This is a genomic window from Ralstonia sp. Ralssp135, assembly GCF_047304345.1.
Taxonomy (GTDB): Bacteria; Pseudomonadota; Gammaproteobacteria; order Burkholderiales; family Burkholderiaceae; genus Ralstonia; species Ralstonia chuxiongensis.
Window position 1 is genome coordinate 42131 of sequence record NZ_JBGLYZ010000012.1, and the last position, 23479, is coordinate 65609.

The window sequence follows — 23479 nt, forward strand, 5'->3', positions numbered from 1 at the left end:
CTGATCAGTAACCGACCGTGAAGCGCTGGCGCGGGTGCGCCGGCTTTTCCGTTTCATCGAGGAAGGCGATCGCGTAGTCCTCCATCGAAATCCACGGCTTGCCGTTGGCATCCACGAGCAGCGAGTCCTTGCCGACGCGGAAGTGCCCAGTGCGCTCGCCCGGTTCGAAGATGGCCGACGGCGACACGAACGTCCAGTTCAACTCGGTTTCCTTGCGCAGCGCATTAAGGAAATCGCGGCCGGCCGAGGCTTCGTCAAAGTACTCCTTGGGGAACTGCGGCGTGTCGATCAGCGCCACGCCCGGGGCCACTTCCAGGCTGCCGGCGCCACCCACCACCAGCAGGCGCGGCACGGCCGCCTTCTTCACCGCACCAACGATCTGGTCGGCGCTTGCCTGCAGAAAGCGCACCGTGCTGAAGGCCACATCGTTGCCAGCGAGTGCGGCCACGAGGCCAGCTTGGTCGGTGACATCTACATCCTTGGTGGTCAGGCCGGCACGTGCGGGCAGCTTGGATGCCGTGCGCGCAATGGCGGTCACCTCGTGACCGCGGCGCAGTGCTTCGTCGATCAGGCGGGTGCCCACGCGCCCCGTGGCGCCAATGATTGCGATCTTCATAGTCAACTCCTTATGGAATGGTTCGAGCGGTTGAAACGTTATATGTAATTAATGCAGTTACATATAGGGGTAAAAAAATAGGCCGACGTGGCGGCCCGGCTAGGCTCGACGGCGGCGGCGTTGTGCGTGTCCCACCTCGTTGAGGATGCTTGCGATGGTTTGCGCGGCAAGCTCGGCTTCCAGCGCGGCTTGCGCGCGTTCCGTCACACGTTCCAGCACGCCGGTGATCTCGCGGCCGACCTCGCACGCCGGGTTGGGTGCATTGGGCGGCAGCGCAATCAGCACCGGAGATTCCACCACACGAAAGACGTCCAGCAGCGTGATGCGGTCTGCCGGCCGTGCCAGCGTGGCGCCGCCCGTCGCGCCCATCTGCGAGGTCACGAAACCGGCGTCGGCCAGTTGCGCCACCAGACGCCGAATGAGCGCTGGGTTGGTTCCCACGCTGCCCGCAATCAGCGACGACGGCACCGGCCCCTCTGCGCTGGCAAGCAGGGTGAGGATATGCACGGCGACGGCGAAGCGGCTGCTGGTAGACATGGTGGTGAACGCAAAAGTGTAACTATGGTAGATACACTTTGAGACGCGGTCAACCCTGTTAGTAGGTGAGCACTTCAGAAGACGGATGCCAGTGCGGCGGCGCGTGCTTTGGCGTCTGCCTTGGCGGCCGCCAGCACGTCGGGCGTGGTGAGCGTGGGTGCTGCGCTGATCTCGGTCACGTCTTCAATGCCCAGGAAGCGCAGCCAGCGGCGAAGATAAGGTTTCTGGAAGTCGTCCGGCGATTCGCTCGCACCTTCAGCGTGCGCGGCGTAAGCACCGGCGCTGGCGTAGATGAGGGCCGCCTTCTTGCCCGAGAGCAGCGCCTGATAGCCGGTGGCCGGCGACCAGTTCCAGTTCTGCCCCGGCAGGGTCACCACATCAATGAAGTGCTTGAGCCGATAGGGCACCCCAAAATTCCACATCGGCACCGAGAAGAGATAGTGGTCTGCCGCATTGAAGCGTTGCGACAGCGCCACCGCGCGCTGCCATTGCGCACGCTGTTCCGGCGTGGCGTTCTGGGTGTGCAGGACTGCAAACTTGGCGCCGATCATGTCGGCGTCGAATTCAGGCAGGTCGACGTCCTTACTCCACAAGTCGATCGTGTCCATCTCGTGGCCTGGGTGCGTGCTGCGGTAGGCATCGAGAAACTGCTTTGCCATGTCGATGGAATGGGACAGCGTTTTCACGGGAGAGGCTTCGATATAGAGCAGACGGGTCATGACGGGCTCCTGATGCGGTCTTAGGCTGCGTTGAAGAAATTGAGGCCGACGGTGCCGGCAATCACCAGCCCGATGCAGGCCAGGCGCGCGGGCTGCATGCTCTCGCCAAACAGCACGATGCCGAGCAGGGTTACCCCCACCGAGCCGATGCCCGTCCAGATGGCGTAGGCCGTGCCGGCGGGCAGGCCGCGCATGGCATGCGTGAGCAGGAAGACGCTGGCGAGCGCCGCCACGATGCCAAGCGCGCTGGGAATGGGGCGCGTCCACCCCTGCGCAAATTTGAGCGAGATCGCCATGGCGATCTCAACAGCGCCGGCTGCCAGCAGCCAGAGCCAGGCGGTTTGAAGCATGAGGCCTCCAGGAATGTTCGTTGTCCGGTTGGTAAGCAGATGCGTTGCGATGCAGCCAGAGTAGGGATGGGGCGACGTGGCAACAAATACGCACCTGGAGGTAACCACCAGGCGTGGTGCGGGTATCGGCGCCCCGGGCCAGCCCACCAAACGATCTGCGCGCCAAGTTGGCAAAAACGCAATTCGCTGCCGTGCCGCGGCGCGCGATCGGCATCATCGTTGGCGCCGCTGCTCCTAAGCTAGACGCCATGCAAGGCGGCTTGCCGCCACCCTTCAATTCATTCTGGCGTCCAACCATTCAGGAGCGTTGTCATGGCCCTTCGGGATTTCAAAGTGCTCACTTTCGATGTCGTCGGAACGTTGATCGACTTCGAGGGCGGCATGCTTGCCTACCTGCGCCGTGCGGTGCCCGACAGCAGGGTCACCGACGAGGATTTTCTGGGCGCTTATCGGGCAGCACGCAAACGCGGCCAGACCGAGTGGTATCCCGACGATCTCGTGCCGTGCTGGCACATCGTGGCGCAACAGCTTGGCCTGCCCGATAGCGACGCGCTGGCGCATGGTTTTCGCGATTCGGTGGCCGAATGGCCAGCGTTTCCCGACTCGGTGGAGGCGCTGCAGCGGTTGGGCAAGCGCTTCAAGCTCGTCACCATGACCAACGCGCAGTCCTGGGCGCTCGAACATTTCCAGCGGACGCTGGGCGCACCGTTCGACCTGCTGCTCAGCTGCGACGATGCCCTCTGCGAAAAGCCCGATGCGCAGTACTTCGCCTACGCACGCGGCCGCTACGAAGGTGCCTGGGGCTTCAAGCAAGCCGACAACCTGCACGTGGCGCAGAGCCAGTACCACGACATCGGCATCTCCAAACGACTGGGCATCACCACCTGCTGGATCGAACGCCGACACGGCATGAAGGACTCGGGCGGAACCATCGAGTCGGAGCACACCGTGCCCGATTACCACTTCCATACGCTGGCCCAGCTGGCCGACGCGGTCGAGGCCGGCGAGTGAAGCGCGACGCCATTGCGGAACCGGTCGCCGATCTGCTGCCAGACCTCGTGGCACTGCGCCGCGACCTGCATGCGAATCCGGAACTCGCCTACGAAGAACATCGGACGGCAGGCATCGTCGCGCAGTCGCTGCGGGTGTTGGGTCTGGCGGTGGAAGAGGGCATTGGCGGTACCGGCGTGGTCGGCACGCTGCGCGGCGGGCGCGGCACCCGCAGTGTCGCGCTGCGCGCCGACATGGATGCGCTGCCGATGGTGGAACTGGGCCGATCACCGCACGCGAGCCGCTCACAGGGCAAGCATCACGGCTGCGGGCATGATGGGCACACCAGCATGCTGATTGGCGCTGCGCGCCAGCTTGCGCGTACGGGCGTCGACGGCACCGTCCACTTCATCTTCCAGCCTGCCGAAGAGGGCCAGGCTGGTGCGCGCCGGATGATTGAAGATGGCCTGTTCGAGCGTTTTCCATGCGATGCCGTCTATGCGCTGCACAACTGGCCGGATCTGCCGCTCGGACATGCGCAGACGCGGCCGGGCCCGATCATGGCGGCGGCAGATCGGTTCGATATCACCGTGCGCGGGCGTGGCGGGCATGCGGCCCAACCGCACCACACGCCGGACGCCATCCTCGCCGCCAGCCAGCTTGTGGCGCAACTGCACACCATCGTGTCGCGCCGTATTGATCCGAGTGAATCGGCGGTGTTGTCCGTCACGCGCATCGAAGGCGGTCACAGCCATAACGTGCTGCCGCCCGAAGTACGCATCACCGGCACCGTGCGCAGCTTTGATGCTGTATCGCAGGATCGCATCGAGGCGGCGCTGCGGGACACGGCCAATGGCATCGCGCTGGGCAGCGGCACGCAGGTGGCGGTGGATTACCGCCGCTATTACCCGGCCACCATCAACACGCCGGCCGAATCGATGCTCGCGTTGGACGCGGCGCAGGCGATCGGCCTGGAGGCTGCAGAGGCGCCACACGCTGCATTCACCTCCGAAGACTTCGCGTTCATGCTGCAGCGCAAGCCCGGCGCCTATCTCTGGCTCGGTCAAGGCCGTGCGGATGCCGGCCCCGATAGCGAATACCCGCTGCACCACCCGTGCTACGACTTCAACGACGACGCGCTGCCGCTGGGCGTGCGCTGGTTCTGCGAAGTTGCCCGCCGCGCATTGGCCGCGGTTCCATCTGCTTCTTGAACCGCGGCCATGCGTGTCACGCTCCCGGTATTGCAGCCTTAGAAATCCGCCACCTTGCCCCAGGCCGAGTGCTTGAAGCGCGCCGGGTTGTAGGGAGCAGGGTCGAAGATCGGTTTTTCACCCGTCACCAGATCGGCGATCAGATGGCCGGCGCCGGGGCCGATGCCGAACCCGTGGCCTGAGAAGCCCGCGGCCAGGATGAATCCGGGAATCTCCGGCACTTCTCCGATGCCGGGCACGCCGTCCGGCGTGTTGTCCACGAAACCGGCCCAGGCATTGGCGATGCCCGCTTGGCCGAGCACCGGCAGCAGTTCGACGGCGCGGTCATAGGTTTGCCTGACAGCCGCCGCATCCGGCCGTGGATCGAGTATGCGCATGCGCTCCATGGGCGTGGGTGCATCGAGCCGCCACCGAGCAAGTGTTTCGTGGCCCGCGCGAATGCCTTCCAACCCGCCGGGGAACACGTTGCGCCAGCGCTTCGCGAACATTGGCAGAAATTGCGGCGCGAAGCGCAGCAGCTGTGCGGTCGGGTCCACGCGTCCGCGCCCGCTGATGGCCAGGTTGTAGCTGCCATCGCTGCGGCGCGTGATGGACACGCGTGCGGTGTGCAAGGCGTCAGGCACTGGCTCAGTCACCCCCGTGACACGCACGATGGATTGGCGAACGGTCGCCTGCGGAAAACGAATGCCCAATTGACGACAGAACGACGATGCCCAGGCACCGCCTGCAAATACTACGGTGCGGGTCTTGATGGTTCCTGCTTCGGTGACGACGCCGCTCACGCGACCGCCCTCGACTTCAATGCCCCGTGCGGCGCAGTTCTGGTGCACGGTGCCGCCGAGCTTCATGAGCGCAGCCGCCACGGACGGCGCCGCCTTGGCGGGGTCCGCCGTGCCGTCGCTCGGTGAGAACACGCCGCCCTTCCACGCGCGGCCGGTGAGGCGGCCACGCTCGGAGGCATCCCGGCTGCTCAGCATGTGTGTGGTCACGCCGGCCGTTCTCGCGAAATCGCGCCACTTCGTCCAGCGAGCAAGTTCGTCTTCGTCGTTGCTGAGGTAGAGCAAGCCGCACCGGCGGAAACCTGTGTCTTCCCCCGTGTCTGCGGCAAACCGCTCCCATAGCTCGAGGCTTCGGGTGGCCATCGGCAGTTCACGCGCATCGCGGTTTTGCTGTCGGCACCAGCCCCAATTTCGGCTCGACTGTTCGGCCCCGATGCGGCCCTTTTCGACCACGGCCACCGAAACGCCGCGCTTGGCCAGGTAGTAGGCAGCAAAGACGCCAATGATGCCGCCGCCGATCACGACGACGTCGGCTTGCGCTGGAAGGGAGGAGGCGCTCTCGATGAGGCGCAACGGCTGGGACATGGATCGTTTTCCTCGTTCGTTCAGGCCTGCGCGTTCTGCACCACGTAGAACTTGGCGACGCGCTCGGTACTCTGCCATCCGATGGAGGTGCCCTGCGGCACGAAGATGGCATCTCCGGTGCTCACGGAGACCACGCTGCCATCCGGGCCAGCGAACTGCACGCCGCCATCCAGCACGTACATGAACTCGTTCACTGGATGCGCGCGAACGATGCGGTGGTAGGGCGTCGAATCCCAGGTGCCTGCGCGGTACTGCGTTTGCTCGTCGGTGAAGACGTTGTCGCTACGGCACTGCGGGGCAGGCCCAATCAGCACCTCGGGAGCCGGGCTGCCTGACGGCTTGAAGTCCGCATCCGCGTGCAGCGGGATGAGCCTCGGCGTCGTGGGCGTTGTAGACGTATCGCAGGCCGCGGCGCAGAACACGAATCGAACGCCTGCGGCAGCCTCGATGCGCACGGCTGTGCCAGATGCGATGACCGCGCCAGAGCCCCGGCCGATCACCTGCGGTGCCGAGCCCGGTGCCGTGAGCGTCAGCTCGCCATCGACGACGGCGAGCGTCTCGGTATGCGGAAAGCGCGCGACATCCCGTTCGCCAACAAAGCTTGCTCGGCCGGCGCTCATGGCGTTTGGCCCTTCCCAGGCGATTTCCCGTTCTTGCGCGAAGGGATCGTCGGGGCTCAGGGCGGCTGGCCGGAACGTGGTCGAGAGAGGGGCGCCATCGGCGCGGTGCAGCATCAGAGCGGTCGTCATGCGGGTGGCTTCTTACCGTATCGAAGCGGCCGTGGTTTCGAGCGGCGGCAGCCTCAGGTACGGGGTAGCGTCAGCGTTGGTTGGGAAAGAGCCGTTCGATCGGGCAGTGCGTTTTGATGAATGGCGATTTGATAACGATGTAGCTGAAGTACTTGGCAATGCCGATGTTGCGCTCCAGCAGGTCTTCAATCACTTCCTGGTAGTGATTGACGCCCCGGGTGATGAAGCGCAGCAGATAGTCGTAGCCGCCCGAGAGCAGGTGGCATTCGAGCACCTCGTCCACCTCACGGATGGCCGCCTCGAAACGCACGAAGGTTTCGCGGTGGTGGTCGGACAGCGTGACCTCGGTGAAGACGGTCAGCGTATCGCCCAGCTTTTCGAGGCGGATGTGCGCGCCATAGCCAGAGATGTAACCCGCCTGCTCCAGGCGCTTGACACGGATCAGGCACGGGCTGGGCGACAGGCCCACGGCATCGGCCAGGTCCACGTTGGTCATGCGTCCGTTCTTCTGCAGTTGGGCGAGGATGCGCAGGTCCAGACGATCGATCTTGAGGGCTTCGGTCATGGCAGGGGCGAAGGCGTGGAAGATAGATCCGATTCTGCGGCAGCCAGCGTGTCTTGTGTCAGCTTGTTGCGGCGGGTTGCCACCAGTTGCATCAGGCGAGCGTGGCGCGCACGGCCGGAATGGCCAATACGTTGTCGAGCGTCTTTTTCAGGCGCGCGAAGAGTTGCGCGAACTCGTCTTCGGTGTAGGTCAGCGCGGGCGCAAAGCCCAGGATGTTGTCGCCAAACGCCCGGAACACAAGGCCGTTGCCATAGGCAGCCGAGGCAATCAGATTGGGCAGGCCAAGCGCGGAGTCAAAGCCGCGCTTGGAAGCCTTGTCGCTCACGAGCTCCAGCGCGCCCAACAGGCCACGATGGCGTGAGTCGCCTACCAGCGGGTGCGCAAGCAGACCGTCCAGCCCGGCCGCAAAAGTGGCCGCGCCGCGCTGGCCATTGGCAAGGATGCCGCCTTCTTCGTACAGGCGCAGCACTTCCAGCGCCACCGCGGCGCAGACTGGGTGGGCCGAATATGTGGCACCGTGGCCGATGGGCACGCCGGCGGGTGCTCCGTCGGCAATGCCCGCGTAAATCTGGTCGGAAATCAGCGTCGCACCCATCGGCACGTAGCCCGCCGTGAGCCCCTTTGCCATCGTCATGATGTCGGGATCGACGCCTTCGGCATCGCAGGCAAACATGGGGCCGGTGCGGCCAAAACCGGTGATGACCTCATCCACCACGAACAGAATATCCAGCTCGCGGGCGGCGTCGCGCATGGCTTTGAGCCAGCCCTTGGGTGGCACGATCACGCCGCCAGAGCCCTGGATCGGTTCGCAGAAGAACGCTGCGACGTTGTCTGCGCCCAGGTCTGCCACCTTGGCACGCAACGCCGCCACCGACGCGGCGATGATGCCCTGCGCATCCGCCGGGTTGGCCGCACGGTATGGGTTGGGCGACGGGATGTAGTGCTGCGTCGGCAGCGGCAAGTCGAAATCGCGATGGAACGCCGGCAGTGCCGTCAGCCCCGCGCCCGTGGACGAAGAGCCGTGGTACCCGCGCTCCAGCGAAATGAAATGCTTCTTCGTCGGCTTGCCGACAGCGTTGAAGTACTGGACGATGAAACGCACCGCCGCGTCCACCGCCTCCGAGCCGCCGAGCGTGAGATAGACGTGATTGAGCGAGCGCGGCGTGATCTGCACGAGCTTGTCGGCTAGGCGGATGGCGGGCTCGCTGCTGAAATGAAAATAGCCCGTGGCGTAGGGCAGGCGGCGCATCTGTTCGGCGGCAGCCTGCACCACGCTCTCCTGGCCATAGCCGACGTTGACGCACCAGAGGCCCGCAAAGGCATCGAGCAATTCGTTGCCATGCGCGTCGGTCAGCCATGAACCGCGCCCGGATGTCAGCACGGTCGGCCCGCGTTGCTCGTGGGTGCGCCACGATGCGACCGGGTGGATCAGGTGTGCGCGGTCGATGGCGTCAAGCGAGGCAAGCTGCGGCAGATCGGTGAGCTGGGTCATGGCAGAGTCCGTACGGGCAGTGAAGGCAATCAATGGACTCAAGAGTAGGCCGAGCGAACCCTGCCTTGGTGCTGCTTTCCGTGGGCAGAACGCAGCGGGCTGCTGTTGTTCGGCGCGCAGCAGCAGATCGTGCGGCGCGACGTTTTACCTGCGGTTTCAGTAGCCGCGCGAGCGGTCCACCAGCCCGACCATGGGTTCGCCCGCAGCGAAGCGGCGCAGGTTGTCGATCACAACCGCTGCTGCGGAAAGCGGTTGCGTCATGCTGGCAATGTGCGGCGTGATGTGGATGCATGGGTGGTGCCACAACACATGGCCGGCGGGCAACGGCTCGGGGTCGGTCACGTCCAGCATGGCTTCGCTGAGCTGCCCGCTATCAAGCGCCGCAATCAGGTCGTCATTCACAAGCTGCGGGCCACGGCCGACATGGACCAGCGCGGCACCTTGCGGCAGCTGCGCAAACAGCGCTGCGTTGAGCACACCGCGAGTGGCATCTGTCAACGGCATCAGGCAGATGAGGATGTCGGTGCGCGCCAGGAACGCCGCCAGTTCCTCCTGCCCGGCAAAGCACTGCACGCCGTCGATTGCATGGCGCGACCGGCTCCAGCCCGCGCAATCGAAGCCGAACCCTTGCAACTGGGTGAGCACGGCCTGCCCCAGCGAACCGAGCCCCAGCACACCAATGCGGCGTTCATTGGCTGGCAGTACCGGCAACGGGCGCCACTGCTCCGCCTGCTGCTGGCGGCGGTACGCGGGAATGTCGCGATGCAGGCTCAGCACGGCATGTATGACGTACTCGACCATGCCGCGCACGATGCCGGGCTCCACCATGCGCACCACGGGCAGCGTGGGGGGCAGCACCGCAAAGTTGAATTGATCGACTCCGGCACCCGAGGAGAACAGCACCTCCAGATGCGGGAAGTGCGAAGTGATATCGGCGGGCGGCTCCCAAGCCGCAAGAAAGCGCACCCGAAGCGGGTCACCAATGTCGGGCCAGATGCGAAAGTCGATGTCCGGCGCGTGCTGGCGGAACACCTCCGCCCATTGCCGGCCGCGAACAGGGTCGGACTTGTAGAGGAACGTGGTCTTCAAGATGAGCGGTCGGCGCAGTATTTCGGGGGTTAACCCATTGCTTGGGTCACGATGGCAAACAGCGCGGGTGCGCCGGGCGGTGTGGTCAGCGGCTTGCCGCGCACCATGGTAGTGGGCGCATCCACGCGCAGCAGGCCGATGCTTTCCAGCCATTCGGCCAAGCCGCTGTCGAAATCGATGTCGATGCGTGTGAAATGGCCGGCATTGACACCCGCCAGATGCGCGATCAGCGCTTTGGCGCTTTCGGCATCCGGGGCGATCACCGGGCCGATGACATGGCCGCGACCGAATCGGCGCAGCATTGCGAAGCCGCGCGCCTCGCCGTCGTCGTCCAGCACGACGCAGGCATCTGCGCTGGCGAGCAGATCGTCGATCAATGCGTCGCGCGGCATGCCCCGCGCCTGGGCGTCGAGCCGGCGCAAATCCTCAGATTCATTGAGCCCGGCGGGGCGCAGGCGCCAGCCGGCGGGCAGGGCGATCAGCGGCGTGGGTTGCGCAATGCCCTGGTGCTGGCGGATCTCGCCGGTGCGCACGAAGCCCAGTCGTTCGTACAAGCCACGCCCTTCGGCGGTGGCGTGCAACAGCACGGTGTGGTTGTCCAGACCATCGAGCAGCGCGCTCATCAAGCGATGGCCGATGCGCCTGCCCTGGCATGCAGGCGTCACTATGACCAGCCCGATGCTGGCGTGGCGCGGCCCCCAGCGCCAACGTTGTGCAGTGGCGATGATCTCGCCGTCGCGCTCGGCGACGATGCCTTCGGCATGCGCAAAACTCTGCGCCCAGTCGGCCGGGCGGTGCGGCCAGCGCTGCTCTTCCGACAGGGCATGTGCCTGGGGCAGATCGTCGGCAGTCATGGGGCGCAGCACCACGCCGTCGTCGGCGGGAAGGTTCTGGGCAGGTACGGACGAGGAAGACATGGGAGGTTCCTTCCGGCGAGGGATGAGGGTGGCACCGGCACTTATCTTGGACGACATCGCGGCGCGGAGCCAGATCGAATTGGGGTTTGCCCGCAATTTGCAAGCATCGTCTGTCGGGGGTGTCGGTTTCGCAATTCGATGCGGTAGCGCACCCCGTTACGAAACCAAATGCCGAGCCTTCCTGCCTAGCATCAATGACCTCATTTCGATACGGGTGCAGGACTTTCGGCGCCCCCCAATTTCGTGGCCAAATTTGATCCCCATACCATCCGCGTGCCCTCGGGCCATTTCATCGGCGGCAGGCTTGTGCCCGATGCGGACCGCATTACCGTGCGTCGCCCGTCCGACAACGCAGTGCATGCAGAATTGCCACTGGCTGACGCCTCCACCGTGGATGCTGCCGTGCAAGACGCCTGGCATGCCTGGCGTACGACTGACTGGGCGCGTCGCGCCCCGCGTGACCGGGCGCGTGTGCTGCGCCGCTGGGCCGATCTGATCGACGCCGACGTGGCGCACATGGCGCCACTTGAAGCGGTGTGTTCTACCCGCCCGCTGCGCGATGCCGCAGCTTGGGACGTGCCATTCACCGCCGAAGGCCTGCGTTTCTTTGCCGAATACGCCGACAAGCTCGGTGGCGACGTGGCAGCCACGCGGCACGACAACCTGGGCATGGTGGTGGCCGAACCCTATGGCGTGGTCGGCGCGATCACACCGTGGAATTTCCCGCTGGTGATGGTCTCGTGGAAGGTCGGTGCGGCGCTGGCAGCCGGCAACGCTGTCGTGCTCAAACCATCCGAGCTGACGCCGTATTCCGCCATCCGACTTGCAGAACTGGCCATCGAAGCCGGCGTGCCGCCGGGGCTGTTCAACGTGGTGCAGGGCGATGGCCGCACTACCGGCGACGCGCTCACGCGCCATCCGCTGATCTCCAAGATGACCTTTACCGGCTCAACACGCACGGGCGCAGCCATCATGGCGACCTGTGCGTCGCATGGTCCGAAGCCCGTCACGCTGGAGCTGGGCGGCAAGAGCCCGCAACTCGTGTTTGACGACGCGCCCGATATCGACCGGCTGGCAGGCATTGTCGCGGGTGCCATCACCGGCAACGCTGGGCAAGTGTGCGTGGCTGGCTCGCGCCTGATCGTGCAACGGCACATTGCCCAGGCATTGATCGAGCGCATTACCGCACGCTTTGCCGCGCTGCGGCCTGGCGCCACCTGGGATGACACGGCCACGCTGCCGCCGATCATCTCGCAAGCCCAGGCGGCGCGCATTCTCGACATCGTGGAACGTGCGCGCGATGCTGGCGCGCAAGTGCGCTGCGGCGGCGGCCTGTTTGGCGACGGGCCTGGCGGGGCATATTTCCAGCCCACGCTGCTCGAAGGCGTGCGCGCCGACAGCCCGGCCGTGCAGGAAGAAATCTTCGGCCCGGTGCTGACGGTGCAGACCTTCGACGATGAAGAGGAAGGCCTGGCACTCGCGGCGCACGAACACTACGGCCTGGCCGCCGGGGTACACACCGCAGACATCGGACGCGCGCTGCGAGCCATGCGTGGCATCGCGGCGGGCACGGTCTGGATCAACCGCTACGGGCGCAGCGCAGATTTCGTGATCCCCACGGGCGGCTATCACCAATCGGGTATCGGCAAGGATCTGGGCCGGCAAGCCGTGGAGGCCAACCTGCGCTTCAAAAGTGTGCTGATCGATTTTGCTGCGACGCACTAGCGTGCCTCGGCGGTGCGTGCGGCACGCCGGCGGTGCAGACCGCATGGCATGCCGCGAGTGCCATCGGAAACAGCAGCTTTCTCACGTGAGACGGCGCATTTCCCTACAACCGTTGCGAGTCTGCGTGCTTCAATGATTTCGTCATAACCGTGCTGCAAAGACTGCATAAAAGCAGCGACCTTCAGGACCTTAGGACTTCAGACCATGACTTTCCGCCCCAAGTACATCACCTTTGACTGCTATGGCACGCTCACGCGGTTTCGCATGGGCGAGATGACGCGCGAGCTGTTTGCCGATCGCATTCCGGCCGAGCAGATGGAGCAGTTCATTGCCGACTTCACGGCTTACCGCTTTGACGAGGTGCTGGGCGACTGGCAACCGTACGAGGTGGTGCTGAAGAACGCCGTGCGCCGCCTGTGCAAGAAATGGAAGATCCAGTACTTCGACACCGACGGCCAGGCCTATTACGACGCCGTGCCAACTTGGGACCCGCATGCTGACGTGCCGGCAGGTCTTGCCAAGGTCGCCAAGGAAATCCCGCTGGTGATCCTCTCCAACGCAGACGACGCGCAGATCCAGAAGAACGTGGCGATGCTCGGTGCGCCGTTCCACCGCGTGTACACCGCGCAGCAGGCCCAGGCCTACAAGCCGCGCCTGAAGGCCTTCGAATACATGTTCGATTCACTGGGCTGCAACCCGGAAGACGTGCTGCACGTGTCGTCCAGCCTGCGCTACGACCTGATGTCGGCCGACGATCTTGGCATTGTCAACAAGGTGTTCGTCAACCGCGGCCACGGCCCGGGCAACCCCGCGTACCGTTACACCGAGATTCAGGACATCAGCGGTCTACCCGGTGTTGTCGGCCTTTAAGCAGAGTCTCCATCGTCACCCCACATGACCTCCATGAAACTCGACTCCTACTGGAACGACTCGGTGCCCGCGCAGGCGCTGGACGTGCGCGATCTGCCCGCGCAGGCAGACGTGGTGATCGTCGGCGGTGGTTTCACGGGGTTGTCGGCAGCGCTGGCGCTGGCGCGGCGCGGCGCCAGTGTGGTCGTGCTGGAAGCGGGCGAGAGGGTGGCACCCGAGGCGTCGGGCCGCAACGGCGGCCACGTGAACAACGGCCTGGCGGTGGACTACGCCGACCTGGCTGCCAAGGTGGGCGTGGACCGCGCCCGCGCCTGGTATCACGCTTACGATGCAGCCGTGGATACGGTTGAACGCATTGTGCGTGACGAGGGCATCGCCTGCGATTTTCAACGCAACGGCAAATTGAAACTTGCCACCAGGCTGCATCAGATGGATGCACTGCAGCGTAGTGCCGATCGCTTGATCGCAGATCGTGTGGATGCGGACGTGGAGATTCTCGATGCCGCCCGCGTGCGTGCTGAAGTGCAGAGCGATCGCTTTCATGGTGGCCTGCTCTACAAGCGCAGTGGCCAGATGCACATGGGCCGCTTTGCGCAGGGCCTGGCCATTGCGGCACAACGCCAGGGCGCGCAAGTCCATACGCGCACCTGTGTGCAGCGCATCGAGCGCGTGCAGGGGCAGATGCATCGCCTCCACACCACGCGTGGCACGATCGAGGCCAAGCAAGTGTTGCTCGCTACCGGCGCGTCGCGTCATGGCGGTTACGGCACGTTCGGCTGGTTGCGCCGGCGCATCGTGCCAATCGGCAGCTTTATCGTCACCACCGAGCCGCTGGGTGCGGAGCGTGCGCATGCGTTGCTGGCCGCGCGCCGCACCTACGTGACGGTGGCCAACATCCACCACTACTTCCGGCTCACGCCGGATCACCGGCTGGTCTTCGGCGGTCGCGCGCGCTTTGCAGTGTCGAGCCCACAGCAGGATGCGGTGAGCGGGGAGATCCTGCGCGCCGGCCTGACGGAGACCTTCCCGCAGTTGCGCGATGTGCGCCTGGATTACTGTTGGGGTGGCCTCGTCGACATGACACAAGACCGGCTACCGCACGCCGGTGAGCACGAAGGCCTGTTCTATTCCATGGGCTATAGCGGCCACGGCACGCAGATGTCCGTACACATGGGCGAGCGCATGGCTGCGGTCATGGCCGGCGACGCTGCCGCCAACCCATGGCGAGATCGCACGTGGAGCGCCATTCCTGGTCACTTTGGCCCGCCGTGGTTTTTGCCGGCGGTGGGCATGTATTACCAGCTCAAGGACCGATTTGCCTGAGCTACGCAGCAAACGCAGTCTTCCGCTGTTTCCAACGATCGCAACGCCATCCCTTCAGATTTATCAGGAGCCCCACCATGAGCGACAGCCGTAACGAGTTCGAGAACCTTGTCGGTCCCGCCGAAAGCCTGCGCGTGATGGAGTCGCTCAAGCGCGGTGCCTCGCGACGCGACGTGTTGAAGATGCTGATGGCAGGCGGCATGCAGGCCACGCTGGCCGGCAGTTTGGCGGGCACAGCTGTGAGCGCGTATGCACAGACGCCGCGCCGTGGCGGGCGCATCCGCGTGGCGGCGGCCACGGCTGCAGCTAGCGACACGCTTGACCCGGCCAAGCAGTCGAACCAGAACGACTACGTGCGCTGCAACATGGTCTACAACAGCCTGTTCGTGCTCGACGGCAGCCTGACGCCGCGCCCTGCGCTGGCCGAGTCGTACCACACGGCGGATGCCAAGACGTGGGTGCTGACGCTGCGCAAGGGCGTGACCTTCCATGATGGCAAGGCGCTGGCCCCGGCGGACGTGGTGTATTCCGTCATGCGCCACAAAGATCCGGCCACCGCCTCGAAGGCCAAAGTGCTGGCCGACCAGATCGAGAGCGTCAAGGCAACCGGCCCGAACGAAGTCACGGTGGTGTTGACCGCTCCGAACGCCGATTTGCCGGTGATCCTGGGCACCTTCCACTTCCATATCGTCAAGGACGGCACCACGGATTTCAGCGCTGGCATCGGCACCGGGCCTTACAAGCTCAAGGAGTTCAAGCCCGGCGTCCGTACGGTCGTCGTACGCAACGAGGGGTACTGGAAACCGGGCAAACCGTATCTCGACGAAATCGAGTTCGTCGGCATCGGCGACGAAAGCGCGCGGGTCAACGCGCTGTTATCGGGCGGGATGGACCTGGTGGCCTCTGTCAACCCGCGCGCCGTGGCGCGCGTCAAGAGCACGCCGGGTTACGCGATCTTCGCGACGCAATCGGGCCAATACTCTGACCTGATCATGCGCAAGGATACGGGCCCGGGTGCGAACCCCGATTTCGTGATGGCGATGAAGTACCTGTTCGACCGCGAACAGATGAAGAAGACCATCGCGCTGGACTACGCGGTGCTTGGCAACGACCAGCCGATCGACCCGACCAACCGCTTCTATTTCAAGGAGCTGCCGCAGCGGGCGTTCGACATTGACAAGGCTAAGTTCCACCTGCAAAAGTCGGGCGTGACCGGCAAGATTCCTGTTGTGGCTTCGCCGGCGGCCATGTATTCCGTGGAGATTGCCCTGGTGCTGCAGCAGACCGGGCAGCGCATCGGTCTGGATCTCGACGTCAAGCGCATGCCGGCCGATGGTTACTGGTCCAACCATTGGCTCAGCAGCCCGGTGGGCTTCGGCAACGTCAACCCGCGCCCGAGCGCCGATACCATCCTCACGCAGTTCTTTAAATCCGACGCTGCCTGGAACGAATCACGCTGGAAGAGCCCAAAGTTCGATCAGTTGCTCACGGCTTCCCGTGCCGAGACGGACGTCGCCAAGCGCAAGCAGATGTATGCAGACATGCAGACGATGATCCACGATGAGGCCGGCATCGGCATTCCGCTGTTCCTGGCCAGCATCGACGGGCATACGACCAAGCTCAAGGGCCTGGCGCCGATCCCGCTGGGTGGCCTGATGGGTTACTCGTTTGCGGAAAACGTCTGGCTTGAAGCCTGACGGGGTGCCGGCGTTCTTGCACAAGGTGATGAAGGTGCTGCCATGAATCGAGTCATCCTCAAGCTGCTGATGCGGCGTGTCCTGCTGGCGCTGCTGTCGTTGCTGGCGGTGTCGGTCATCGTCTTCTCGATCACCGCTGTGCTGCCCGGCGACGCTGCGCAAGAGCAGCTGGGGCAGGACGCCACGCCCGAAGCCCTGGCTGCACTGCGCGCGCAGATGGGTCTGAACGTGCCGGCACCGCAGCGCTATGTGCACTGGCTGGCCGGCATTGCGCGCGGCGACCTCGGGCAATCGACCACCACGCAGATGCCGGTGGCCGAACTCGTGGCAAGTCGCTTGCCAAACTCGCTGCTGCTGGCGGCGGTGACGGCGCTGTTCTCGGTGCCGATCGCGCTCAGCCTTGGCATTGCCTCGGCGGTGTGGCGCGGCTCGTGGTTCGACAGGCTGGCCTCCACTGCCTCTGTGGCCGTGGTGTCGGTGCCGGAGTTTCTGGTGGCAACGCTCGCGGTGCTGGTGTTCGCCGTCAAGCTGCGCTGGCTGCCCGCGCTGTCGTATGTCAACGACATCGAGTCGCTCGGCCAGATGCTGCAGGCCTTCGCCATGCCGGTGCTCAGCCTGTGCTGCGTAATCGTCGCGCAGATGATGCGGATGAGCCGCGCTGCGGTCATCGACCAGCTCGAAGCGCCGTACATCGAAATGGTCCGGTTGAAAGGTGCTTCGCCGATGCGCGTGGTGCTCGCGCATGCGTTGCCCAACGCGGTGGGGCCAATCGCCAATGCGGTGGCGCTGTCCCTGTCGTACCTGCTGGGCGGCGTGATCATCATCGAGACGATCTTCAACTATCCAGGTATCGCCAAGCTGATGGTCGACGGCGTATCTCAGCGTGACATGCCCCTGGTGCAGGCCTGCGCCATGATCTTCTGTGCGGGCTATCTGCTGCTCGTGACCACTGCCGATGTGCTGGGCATTGTCGCCAACCCGCGCCTGCGCCATCGCTAATGCTGATCCCATGAACAAGAGCCTGACGATGGAACCCACGCCAACTTCCCCAACGTTGCCCGCCGGCACGCCTCCTGCGCCGCCCGCGCCGCGCCGCTCCATACGGCGCCTGCTGGGCGGCTTCGGTGTCACGGGCCTTATCGGCCTGGCGGTGCTGGTGTTCTGGCTGCTCGCGGCCGCGGTCGGCCCGACACTGCTGCCCGCGCATCTGATCACCAGTGGTGACGGCAACGGCGACGTGTTCGGGCCCATGAGCGCGGCCCACTGGTTCGGCACCGACTACCTCGGCCGCGACATGTTCGTCCGGGTGGTGGAAGGCGCTCGCTACACGGTGGGCGTCGCGCTCGTGGCGACCGTGCTGGCCAGCGGAACGGGCACGGTGCTCGCGCTGTTTGCCGCCGCCATGGGCGGCGCGGTTGATGCCACAGTGAGCCGCGTGCTCGATACGCTGACCGCCATCCCCAGCAAGATGTTTGCGCTGCTCATGGTGGCTGGTTTCGGTTCTTCGGTGACGATGCTGGTGATGACAGCTGCGATCATTTACGTGCCGGGTGCGTATCGCATTGCGCGCTCGCTGGCGGTCAACATCAACGCGCTGGACTACGTGACCGTGGCGCGCACGCGCGGCGAGGGCACGCTGTACATCATGCTGCGCGAGATTCTGCCGAACATCCTCGGGCCCATGCTGGCCGATCTGGGCCTGCGTTTTGTGTACGTCGTGCTGCTGTTGGCCAGCCTGAGCTTCCTCGGCCTTGGCATTCAGCCACCGTCGGCCGACTGGGGCTCACTCGTGCGCGAGAACATCGGCGCGCTCCCTGATGCGGGCGCTTCCGTCATCGTGCCAGCGCTGGCCATTGCAAGCCTGACCATCGCCGTCAACATCGTCATCGACAACCTGCCGGGCCGGGATCGTTCCTGGGCCCGCCAACGCGGAGGGCGTTGAACATGGGCGCGTCCGTCGTCGTGGAAGGCCTGCGCATCACCGCAGGTGATCAGACCCTCGTAGACAATCTCAGCTTTGCCATTCAGCCTGGCGAAGTGCTCGCCTTGATCGGCGAGTCGGGCTCCGGCAAGACCACCACCGCGCTGGCGCTGATGGGCTATGCGCGCCGGGGTTGTGCGATTGCATCGGGCAGCGTGCGCATTGGAGACATTGACGTGCTGCACCTGTCAGCCGCCGAACAACGTGCGTTGCGCGGGCGCACCGTCGCCTATATCGCGCAGAGTGCAGCGGCGTCGTTCAACCCATCGCGCACGATCCTGGATCAGGTGGTGGAGCCCGCGCGCATTCACGGCACGATGTCCCGCGCGCAAGCCGAGGCCAAGGCCGTGGAGTTGTTCCGCGAGTTGGCATTGCCCGACCCCGAGACCATTGGCGAGCGCTATCCGCATCAGGTGTCAGGCGGTCAGTTGCAGCGGCTCATGGCCGCCATGGCGCTCATCATCGATCCGGATCTGGTAATTCTGGATGAGCCGACCACCGCGCTGGACGTGACCACGCAGATCGAAGTGCTGCGCGCGTTTCGTCGTGTCGTGCGCGAGCGCCGCGCCACGGCCGTCTACGTAAGCCATGACCTTGCCGTGGTGGCACAGATGGCCGACCACATCCTGGTGCTGCGTGACGGCCAGATGCAGGAGATCAACCCGACCGCGCGCATCCTCTCCACGCCCGATCACGACTACACCAAGAGCTTGCTGGCGGCGGCGCGTCCGAAGGCGCGCCCGGCAGAGCACTGCATGGGCGAAGGCGAATTGCTGCTCGACGTGGATGGTCTCAGCGCCGGCTATGGCCCGCTCGATGCGAAGGGCCAACCCGCCACGCGGATCCTTGACGACATCAGCTTCAAGCTCTATCGCGGGCAGGCCATCGGCGTTATCGGTGAATCTGGCTCGGGCAAGACCACGCTGGCGCGTGCCATTGCTGGGTTGATTGCGCCGTGCGAGGGCAGCATGGTGTTCCACGGGAAGGCGCTTGAACCATTGCTGGCAAAACGTTCGCCCGACGCGTTACGCCGCATCCAGATCGTCTTTCAGATGGCCGACACGGCGCTCAACCCGTCACACACCATCGAGCGCATTCTGGCGCGGCCGCTGCAGTTCTATAAGGGGTTGAAGGGCGAGGCGTTGCAGCGGCGGATTCGCGAGCTGCTGGATCTCGTCCGCTTGCCGCACAGCGTGGCCCAGCGGCTGCCGGGCGGGCTCTCGGGCGGTCAGAAGCAGCGCGTGAACCTTGCGCGTGCCCTCGCGGCCGAGCCCGATCTGATCCTCTGCGACGAGGTGACTTCCGCGCTCGACACCGTGGTCGGGGCGGCCGTGCTCAACCTCATGGCCGACCTGCGGCGCGACCTGGGCGTGTCGTATCTCTTCATCAGCCACGATCTGCACACGGTGCGCGCGGTGTGCGACGAGATCGTCGTCATGCAGCACGGCCGCAAGCTCACGCAGGTGGCGCGTGCCGATTTCGATCGTGGCCCGCACCATCCGTACTACGTGCAACTTGCTAACTCGGTGCCCGAATTGCGCCAAGGCTGGCTTGATGAGCGAGACCGTACGACGGCTCAGTCCGTGGCGGTCTCCGTCTAACAAAAGAAAGGAACGACATGATTCCCGCATTCCGCATCGCGATCATCCCCGGAGACGGCATTGGCAAGGAGGTCATGCCCGAAGGCCTGCGCGTCATCCAGGCCGCGGCAGAGCGCTTTGGCTTCGAGCTGGAGTGCCACACCATCGAATGGGCCAGCTGTGATTACTACCAGCAGCACGGCCAGATGATGCCTGACGACTGGAAGGCGCAGCTCAAGGGCATGGATGCGATTTTCTTCGGTGCGGTTGGCTGGCCGGCCACGGTGCCCGATCACGTCTCGCTGTGGGGTTCGCTGCTCAAGTTCCGCCGCGAGTTTGATCAATACATCAACCTGCGCCCCGTGCGTTTGTTTGAAGGCGTGCCGTGCCCGCTGGCCAACCGCAAGCCGGGCGACATCGATTACTACGTCGTGCGTGAGAACACCGAAGGCGAATACACATCGCTCGGCGGCATCATGTACGAAGGCACCGACCGCGAGATCGTGATCCAGGAATCGGTCTATTCGCGCAAGGGCGCAGAGCGGCTGCTGAAGTTCGCCTTCGACCTCGCACAGAGCCGCGAGCGCAAGCACGTGACGCTTGCCACCAAGAGCAACGGCATCGCCATCAGCATGCCGTGGTGGGACAAGCGCGCGGATGAAGTCGCGCAAAGCTACCCCGACGTCACGCTGGACAAACAACATATCGACATCCTGACCGCGCGCTTCGTGCTGCAGCCGGGTCGCTTTGATGTGGTGGCCGCCACCAACCTGTTCGGCGACATTCTGTCCGATCTTGGCCCCGCGACGACCGGCACGATTGGCCTTGCGCCGTCGGCCAACCTGAACCCGGATCGCACGTTCCCGTCGCTGTTCGAGCCGGTGCACGGCTCGGCGCCGGACATCTACGGCAAGAACATCGCCAACCCCATCGCGATGATCTGGTCGGGTGCGCTGATGCTCGATTTTCTGACACAAGGGCAGGGGGCAGGCCGGGCAGCGCACGACGCTATCGTCACGGCCATCGAAACCGTGTTGAAGGAAGGCCCTCGCACACCAGATCTGGGTGGTACGGCCAACACCACGCAAGTGGGCGAGGCAATTGCCTCTTTGGTTGCTGCTGCCTGATCGCCGACATTCCCTCTATCTGAACCATGTCTCTCACGCTGACCCGCACCGACCTGATCCGCAACGCCAACTACATCGCCGGCGAATGGACCGCTGCCGCCGGCCCGCTGCTGGATGTAACCGATCCCGCCACCGGCAACGTTATCGCCCGCGTGCCAGATTCGGGCGCAACCGAGGCGCGTGCTGCATTGGATGCCGCGCATGCCGCTTTTCCGGCCTGGCGCAAAGTACCCGCCAAACAGCGTGCGCAGATCATCAAGCGATGGAACGATCTGGTGCTCGTGCATCAGGATGATCTCGGCAAGCTGATTTCGCTGGAGCAGGGCAAGCCGCTTGCCGAGGGCAAGGGCGAAGTGGCCTACGCCGCGAGCTACATCGAATGGTTTGGCGAAGAGGCCACGCGGATGAACGGCGAAGTCATTCCCACACCCGTGCCGGGCAGGCGCATGTTTGCGCTCAAGCAACCGGTGGGCGTGGTGGCGGCCATCACACCGTGGAACTTTCCGGCGGCGATGATCGCGCGCAAGATCGCGCCTGCGTTGGCTGTGGGGTGCACCGTTGTCTGCAAGCCCGCGGAAGATACGCCGCTGACTTCACTCGCCCTGGTGCGGCTGGCACAGGAAGCCGGTGTTCCGCCGGGCGTGCTCAATATCGTGACCGCCTCGCGCGAGCGAACGCCTGAAGTGGTGGACGTTTGGCTGGACGATGCCCGCGTGCGCAAGATCACCTTCACGGGTTCCACGCCGGTCGGCAAGCATCTGGCGCGCCGCAGTGCCGACACGCTCAAGAAGCTCTCGCTCGAACTTGGCGGCAATGCGCCCTTTATCGTGTTCGAAGATGCTGATATCGATGCGGCTGTCGAAGGCTTCATGGCAGCCAAGTTCCGCAACGGCGGGCAGACCTGCGTGTCTCCGAACCGCGTGTTCGTGCACGACGCCGTGCACGATGCGTTTGCCGCCAAGTTGGCCGCACGCGTTGCAGCGCTCAAAGTCGGGCCGGCCACAGACGCGACTTCGCAGATCGGCCCGATGATCAACGCGCGCGCGGTCGACAAGATCGACCGGCACGTGCAGGACGCCGTCACCAGGGGGGGCAAGGTCCTGACCGGCGGCGCACGCCTGACCGCGCTTGGTGCCAACTATTACGCACCGACGGTGCTGGTCAACGCGGACGCCACCATGGCCTGCGCGTGCGAAGAAACCTTCGGCCCCGTAGCGCCGCTCACGCGTTTCACCACCGAAGATGAGGTGATTGCCGCCGCCAACGACACGCCGTTTGGGCTGGCCGCTTACTTCTACAGCCAAGACGTGCGTCGCATCTGGCGCGTGGCTGAAGCGCTGGAGACCGGCATCGTCGGCATCAACGAAGGCGCGCTGGCCGCTGAGGCCGCACCGTTTGGGGGCGTGAAGGAATCTGGCTACGGCCGGGAAGGTTCCGTTCACGGGCTGGACGACTACCTCCACACCAAGTACGTCTGCCAGGGGCAGCTCGACTGAGCTGACCGGGGCACGTTGCAGGCCACCACGATTGGCGGTACGGTCACGCGTATCCCAATCGTGCCCCGGAGGCCCCATGGCCGATAACATGGCCCCGTCCTCATCTCCATCGCCGGAAGGCCACCCTGAAAGCACCGTTGGCGCTTGCCCGTCCACGCGCGCGCTGGAACTGGTGGCCGGCAAATGGGCGCTGCGCATCTTCCCCGCGCTGGAAAACGGCCCCGTTCGCAACAACGAACTCCTGCGCCGCGTGGGCGAGGGCATCTCGCAAAAAATGCTCACGCAAACGCTGCGCGAGCTGGAAGCCAACGGCCTCATCCTGCGCACGATCTACGACAGCGTGCCGCCGCACGTGGAATACCGGCTCAGCCCGCTAGGCGAGTCGCTCAACCGCACGCTCGTCGGTCTGGACGATTGGGTGCGCGCGCATTGGCCCGAAATGGAACGGATTCGAAAAAGTCAGGTCGATTCCGATTGACATCTGCGCGATCTGCCGGACGTTGTGTGCGGATGCAGCATTTTTCCGATAGTATTCGGGGCCCATGTTTGTGACGAATCTTTCCACCGCATTGCCGACGTTGTTTCGCGCCACCGCGCGGGGCGTGCTGTCACGCGTGCGCGGCGTACGTTGGATCGTCACGATCTGGTGCCTGCTGTTTACGGTCTCGGTGTTCTCGGCCACGCATTTCCCTGATGGCCAGGCTGCGGACGACGCGCTGGAAGCCATCGAAGCCGTGGTCGACGACATCCCAGGCGATGCACTGCCGGCAGCCAAATCCAACAAGGGTTTCGAGCGCGCCATCAAGGTCGCGCTCGGCAAGGCGGTCAAGCAGCCCGGCCAATGCTTCAGCGTTGAGCATTGGGTTGCGCACGCATCCGATGCGCCGGACATGCCCACGAGCAGCGCCGCCGCCCCTGATCACCCCAGCGACGCACCAGAACTCTGGCTGCCGCCGCCTCCCATGGCGTTGATGCCCGGCCTGCGTGTCGCGCGCGTCCGCGTCTCTCTTCCTCCGTTCCAGGCTGGCCCCACGCCGGCTCCTATGCTGCGTCCGCCCGCACGCGCCTGATCTCCGGCATT

At 64.8% G+C, this 23479-nt stretch carries 23 protein-coding genes; 13 read left to right on the forward strand and 10 right to left on the reverse strand.

Annotated elements, in window-relative coordinates:
* Window positions 1–4: 4 nt before the first annotated feature.
* The 4 genes from ACCD03_RS11010 to ACCD03_RS11025 all read right to left on the reverse strand — a co-directional run bounded on the left by ACCD03_RS11010 (window position 5) and on the right by ACCD03_RS11025 (window position 2222).
* Window positions 5–616: an NAD(P)-dependent oxidoreductase gene (locus ACCD03_RS11010; protein WP_413411537.1), complete on the reverse strand. Its 612-nt coding sequence runs from the start codon at window positions 614–616 to the stop codon at window positions 5–7.
* Between the two features lie 99 nt (window positions 617–715).
* A complete protein-coding gene (locus tag ACCD03_RS11015; RefSeq protein ID WP_045203425.1) occupies window positions 716–1153 on the reverse strand; it encodes an Rrf2 family transcriptional regulator in 438 nt (145 codons plus the stop codon).
* A 74-nt stretch (window positions 1154–1227) separates the two neighbouring features.
* A complete protein-coding gene (locus tag ACCD03_RS11020) occupies window positions 1228–1872 on the reverse strand; it encodes an FMN-dependent NADH-azoreductase (RefSeq protein WP_413411538.1) in 645 nt (214 codons plus the stop codon).
* 20 nt (window positions 1873–1892) lie between these two features.
* Window positions 1893–2222 carry a multidrug efflux SMR transporter gene (locus tag ACCD03_RS11025; RefSeq protein ID WP_316676258.1) on the reverse strand — a complete coding sequence of 110 codons (330 nt, stop codon included), beginning with the start codon at window positions 2220–2222 and terminating at the stop codon, window positions 1893–1895.
* Window positions 2223–2534: 312 nt separating this feature from the next.
* On the opposite strand from ACCD03_RS11025, the gene ACCD03_RS11030 reads away from it, so the two are divergent.
* Entirely contained in the window at window positions 2535–3233 is a 699-nt protein-coding gene (locus ACCD03_RS11030; protein WP_413411539.1) for an HAD-IA family hydrolase, read from the forward strand.
* The gene (locus ACCD03_RS11035; RefSeq protein WP_413411540.1) at window positions 3230–4423 is read left to right on the forward strand and encodes a M20 aminoacylase family protein; all 1194 of its coding nucleotides are present in this window, start codon (window positions 3230–3232) and stop codon (window positions 4421–4423) included. The genes ACCD03_RS11030 and ACCD03_RS11035 overlap by 4 nt, the downstream gene beginning before the upstream one ends.
* A 38-nt stretch (window positions 4424–4461) precedes the next feature.
* On the opposite strand, the gene ACCD03_RS11040 is transcribed toward ACCD03_RS11035, so the two are convergent.
* The 6 genes from ACCD03_RS11040 to ACCD03_RS11065 form a co-directional block, all read right to left on the reverse strand.
* Window positions 4462–5787, reverse strand: a complete 1326-nt coding sequence (locus ACCD03_RS11040) for an NAD(P)/FAD-dependent oxidoreductase (protein ID WP_413411541.1) — start codon at window positions 5785–5787, stop codon at window positions 4462–4464.
* A gap of 20 nt (window positions 5788–5807) precedes the next feature.
* The gene (locus ACCD03_RS11045; protein WP_413411542.1) at window positions 5808–6536 is read right to left on the reverse strand and encodes a cupin domain-containing protein; all 729 of its coding nucleotides are present in this window, start codon (window positions 6534–6536) and stop codon (window positions 5808–5810) included.
* Window positions 6537–6606: 70 nt separating this feature from the next.
* Complete coding sequence (locus ACCD03_RS11050; protein ID WP_039599256.1) at window positions 6607–7101, reverse strand: Lrp/AsnC family transcriptional regulator; 495 nt, start codon at window positions 7099–7101, stop codon at window positions 6607–6609.
* 91 nt (window positions 7102–7192) lie between these two features.
* Entirely contained in the window at window positions 7193–8593 is a 1401-nt protein-coding gene (locus ACCD03_RS11055) for an aspartate aminotransferase family protein (protein WP_413411543.1), read from the reverse strand.
* Between the two features lie 156 nt (window positions 8594–8749).
* On the reverse strand, window positions 8750–9682 hold the full coding sequence (locus ACCD03_RS11060) for a 2-hydroxyacid dehydrogenase (protein WP_413411544.1): 933 nt from the start codon (window positions 9680–9682) through the stop codon (window positions 8750–8752).
* Between the two features lie 29 nt (window positions 9683–9711).
* Window positions 9712–10599 carry a GNAT family N-acetyltransferase gene (locus tag ACCD03_RS11065; RefSeq protein WP_413411545.1) on the reverse strand — a complete coding sequence of 296 codons (888 nt, stop codon included), beginning with the start codon at window positions 10597–10599 and terminating at the stop codon, window positions 9712–9714.
* A 243-nt stretch (window positions 10600–10842) separates the two neighbouring features.
* Here ACCD03_RS11065 and ACCD03_RS11070 point away from each other — a divergent pair, with 243 nt between their 5' ends.
* The 11 genes from ACCD03_RS11070 (at window position 10843) to ACCD03_RS11120 (ending at window position 23468) form a co-directional block, all read left to right on the forward strand.
* Window positions 10843–12324: an aldehyde dehydrogenase family protein gene (locus ACCD03_RS11070; protein ID WP_253541483.1), complete on the forward strand. Its 1482-nt coding sequence runs from the start codon at window positions 10843–10845 to the stop codon at window positions 12322–12324.
* 204 nt (window positions 12325–12528) lie between these two features.
* A complete protein-coding gene (locus tag ACCD03_RS11075) occupies window positions 12529–13194 on the forward strand; it encodes a haloacid dehalogenase type II (RefSeq protein WP_045203416.1) in 666 nt (221 codons plus the stop codon).
* Window positions 13195–13227: 33 nt separating this feature from the next.
* Window positions 13228–14517 (forward strand): NAD(P)/FAD-dependent oxidoreductase, encoded by a 1290-nt coding sequence (locus ACCD03_RS11080; RefSeq protein WP_413411546.1) that lies wholly within the window; start codon window positions 13228–13230, stop codon window positions 14515–14517.
* Between the two features lie 77 nt (window positions 14518–14594).
* Window positions 14595–16214 (forward strand): ABC transporter substrate-binding protein, encoded by a 1620-nt coding sequence (locus tag ACCD03_RS11085; protein WP_413411547.1) that lies wholly within the window; start codon window positions 14595–14597, stop codon window positions 16212–16214.
* A 42-nt stretch (window positions 16215–16256) separates the two neighbouring features.
* Window positions 16257–17213, forward strand: a complete 957-nt coding sequence (locus ACCD03_RS11090; RefSeq protein WP_413411548.1) for an ABC transporter permease — start codon at window positions 16257–16259, stop codon at window positions 17211–17213.
* Between the two features lie 28 nt (window positions 17214–17241).
* The gene (locus ACCD03_RS11095) at window positions 17242–18156 is read left to right on the forward strand and encodes an ABC transporter permease (protein ID WP_413411585.1); all 915 of its coding nucleotides are present in this window, start codon (window positions 17242–17244) and stop codon (window positions 18154–18156) included.
* A 2-nt stretch (window positions 18157–18158) separates the two neighbouring features.
* A complete protein-coding gene (locus tag ACCD03_RS11100; RefSeq protein ID WP_413411549.1) occupies window positions 18159–19796 on the forward strand; it encodes an ABC transporter ATP-binding protein in 1638 nt (545 codons plus the stop codon).
* 17 nt (window positions 19797–19813) lie between these two features.
* Entirely contained in the window at window positions 19814–20902 is a 1089-nt protein-coding gene (locus ACCD03_RS11105; RefSeq protein ID WP_253541498.1) for a tartrate dehydrogenase, read from the forward strand.
* 26 nt (window positions 20903–20928) lie between these two features.
* Window positions 20929–22398 (forward strand): NAD-dependent succinate-semialdehyde dehydrogenase, encoded by a 1470-nt coding sequence (locus ACCD03_RS11110; protein WP_413411551.1) that lies wholly within the window; start codon window positions 20929–20931, stop codon window positions 22396–22398.
* A 76-nt stretch (window positions 22399–22474) separates the two neighbouring features.
* Window positions 22475–22876: a winged helix-turn-helix transcriptional regulator gene (locus tag ACCD03_RS11115; protein WP_045203409.1), complete on the forward strand. Its 402-nt coding sequence runs from the start codon at window positions 22475–22477 to the stop codon at window positions 22874–22876.
* Window positions 22877–22940: 64 nt separating this feature from the next.
* Window positions 22941–23468 (forward strand): hypothetical protein, encoded by a 528-nt coding sequence (locus ACCD03_RS11120; protein ID WP_413411552.1) that lies wholly within the window; start codon window positions 22941–22943, stop codon window positions 23466–23468.
* The last annotated feature ends 11 nt before the right edge of the window (window positions 23469–23479 follow it).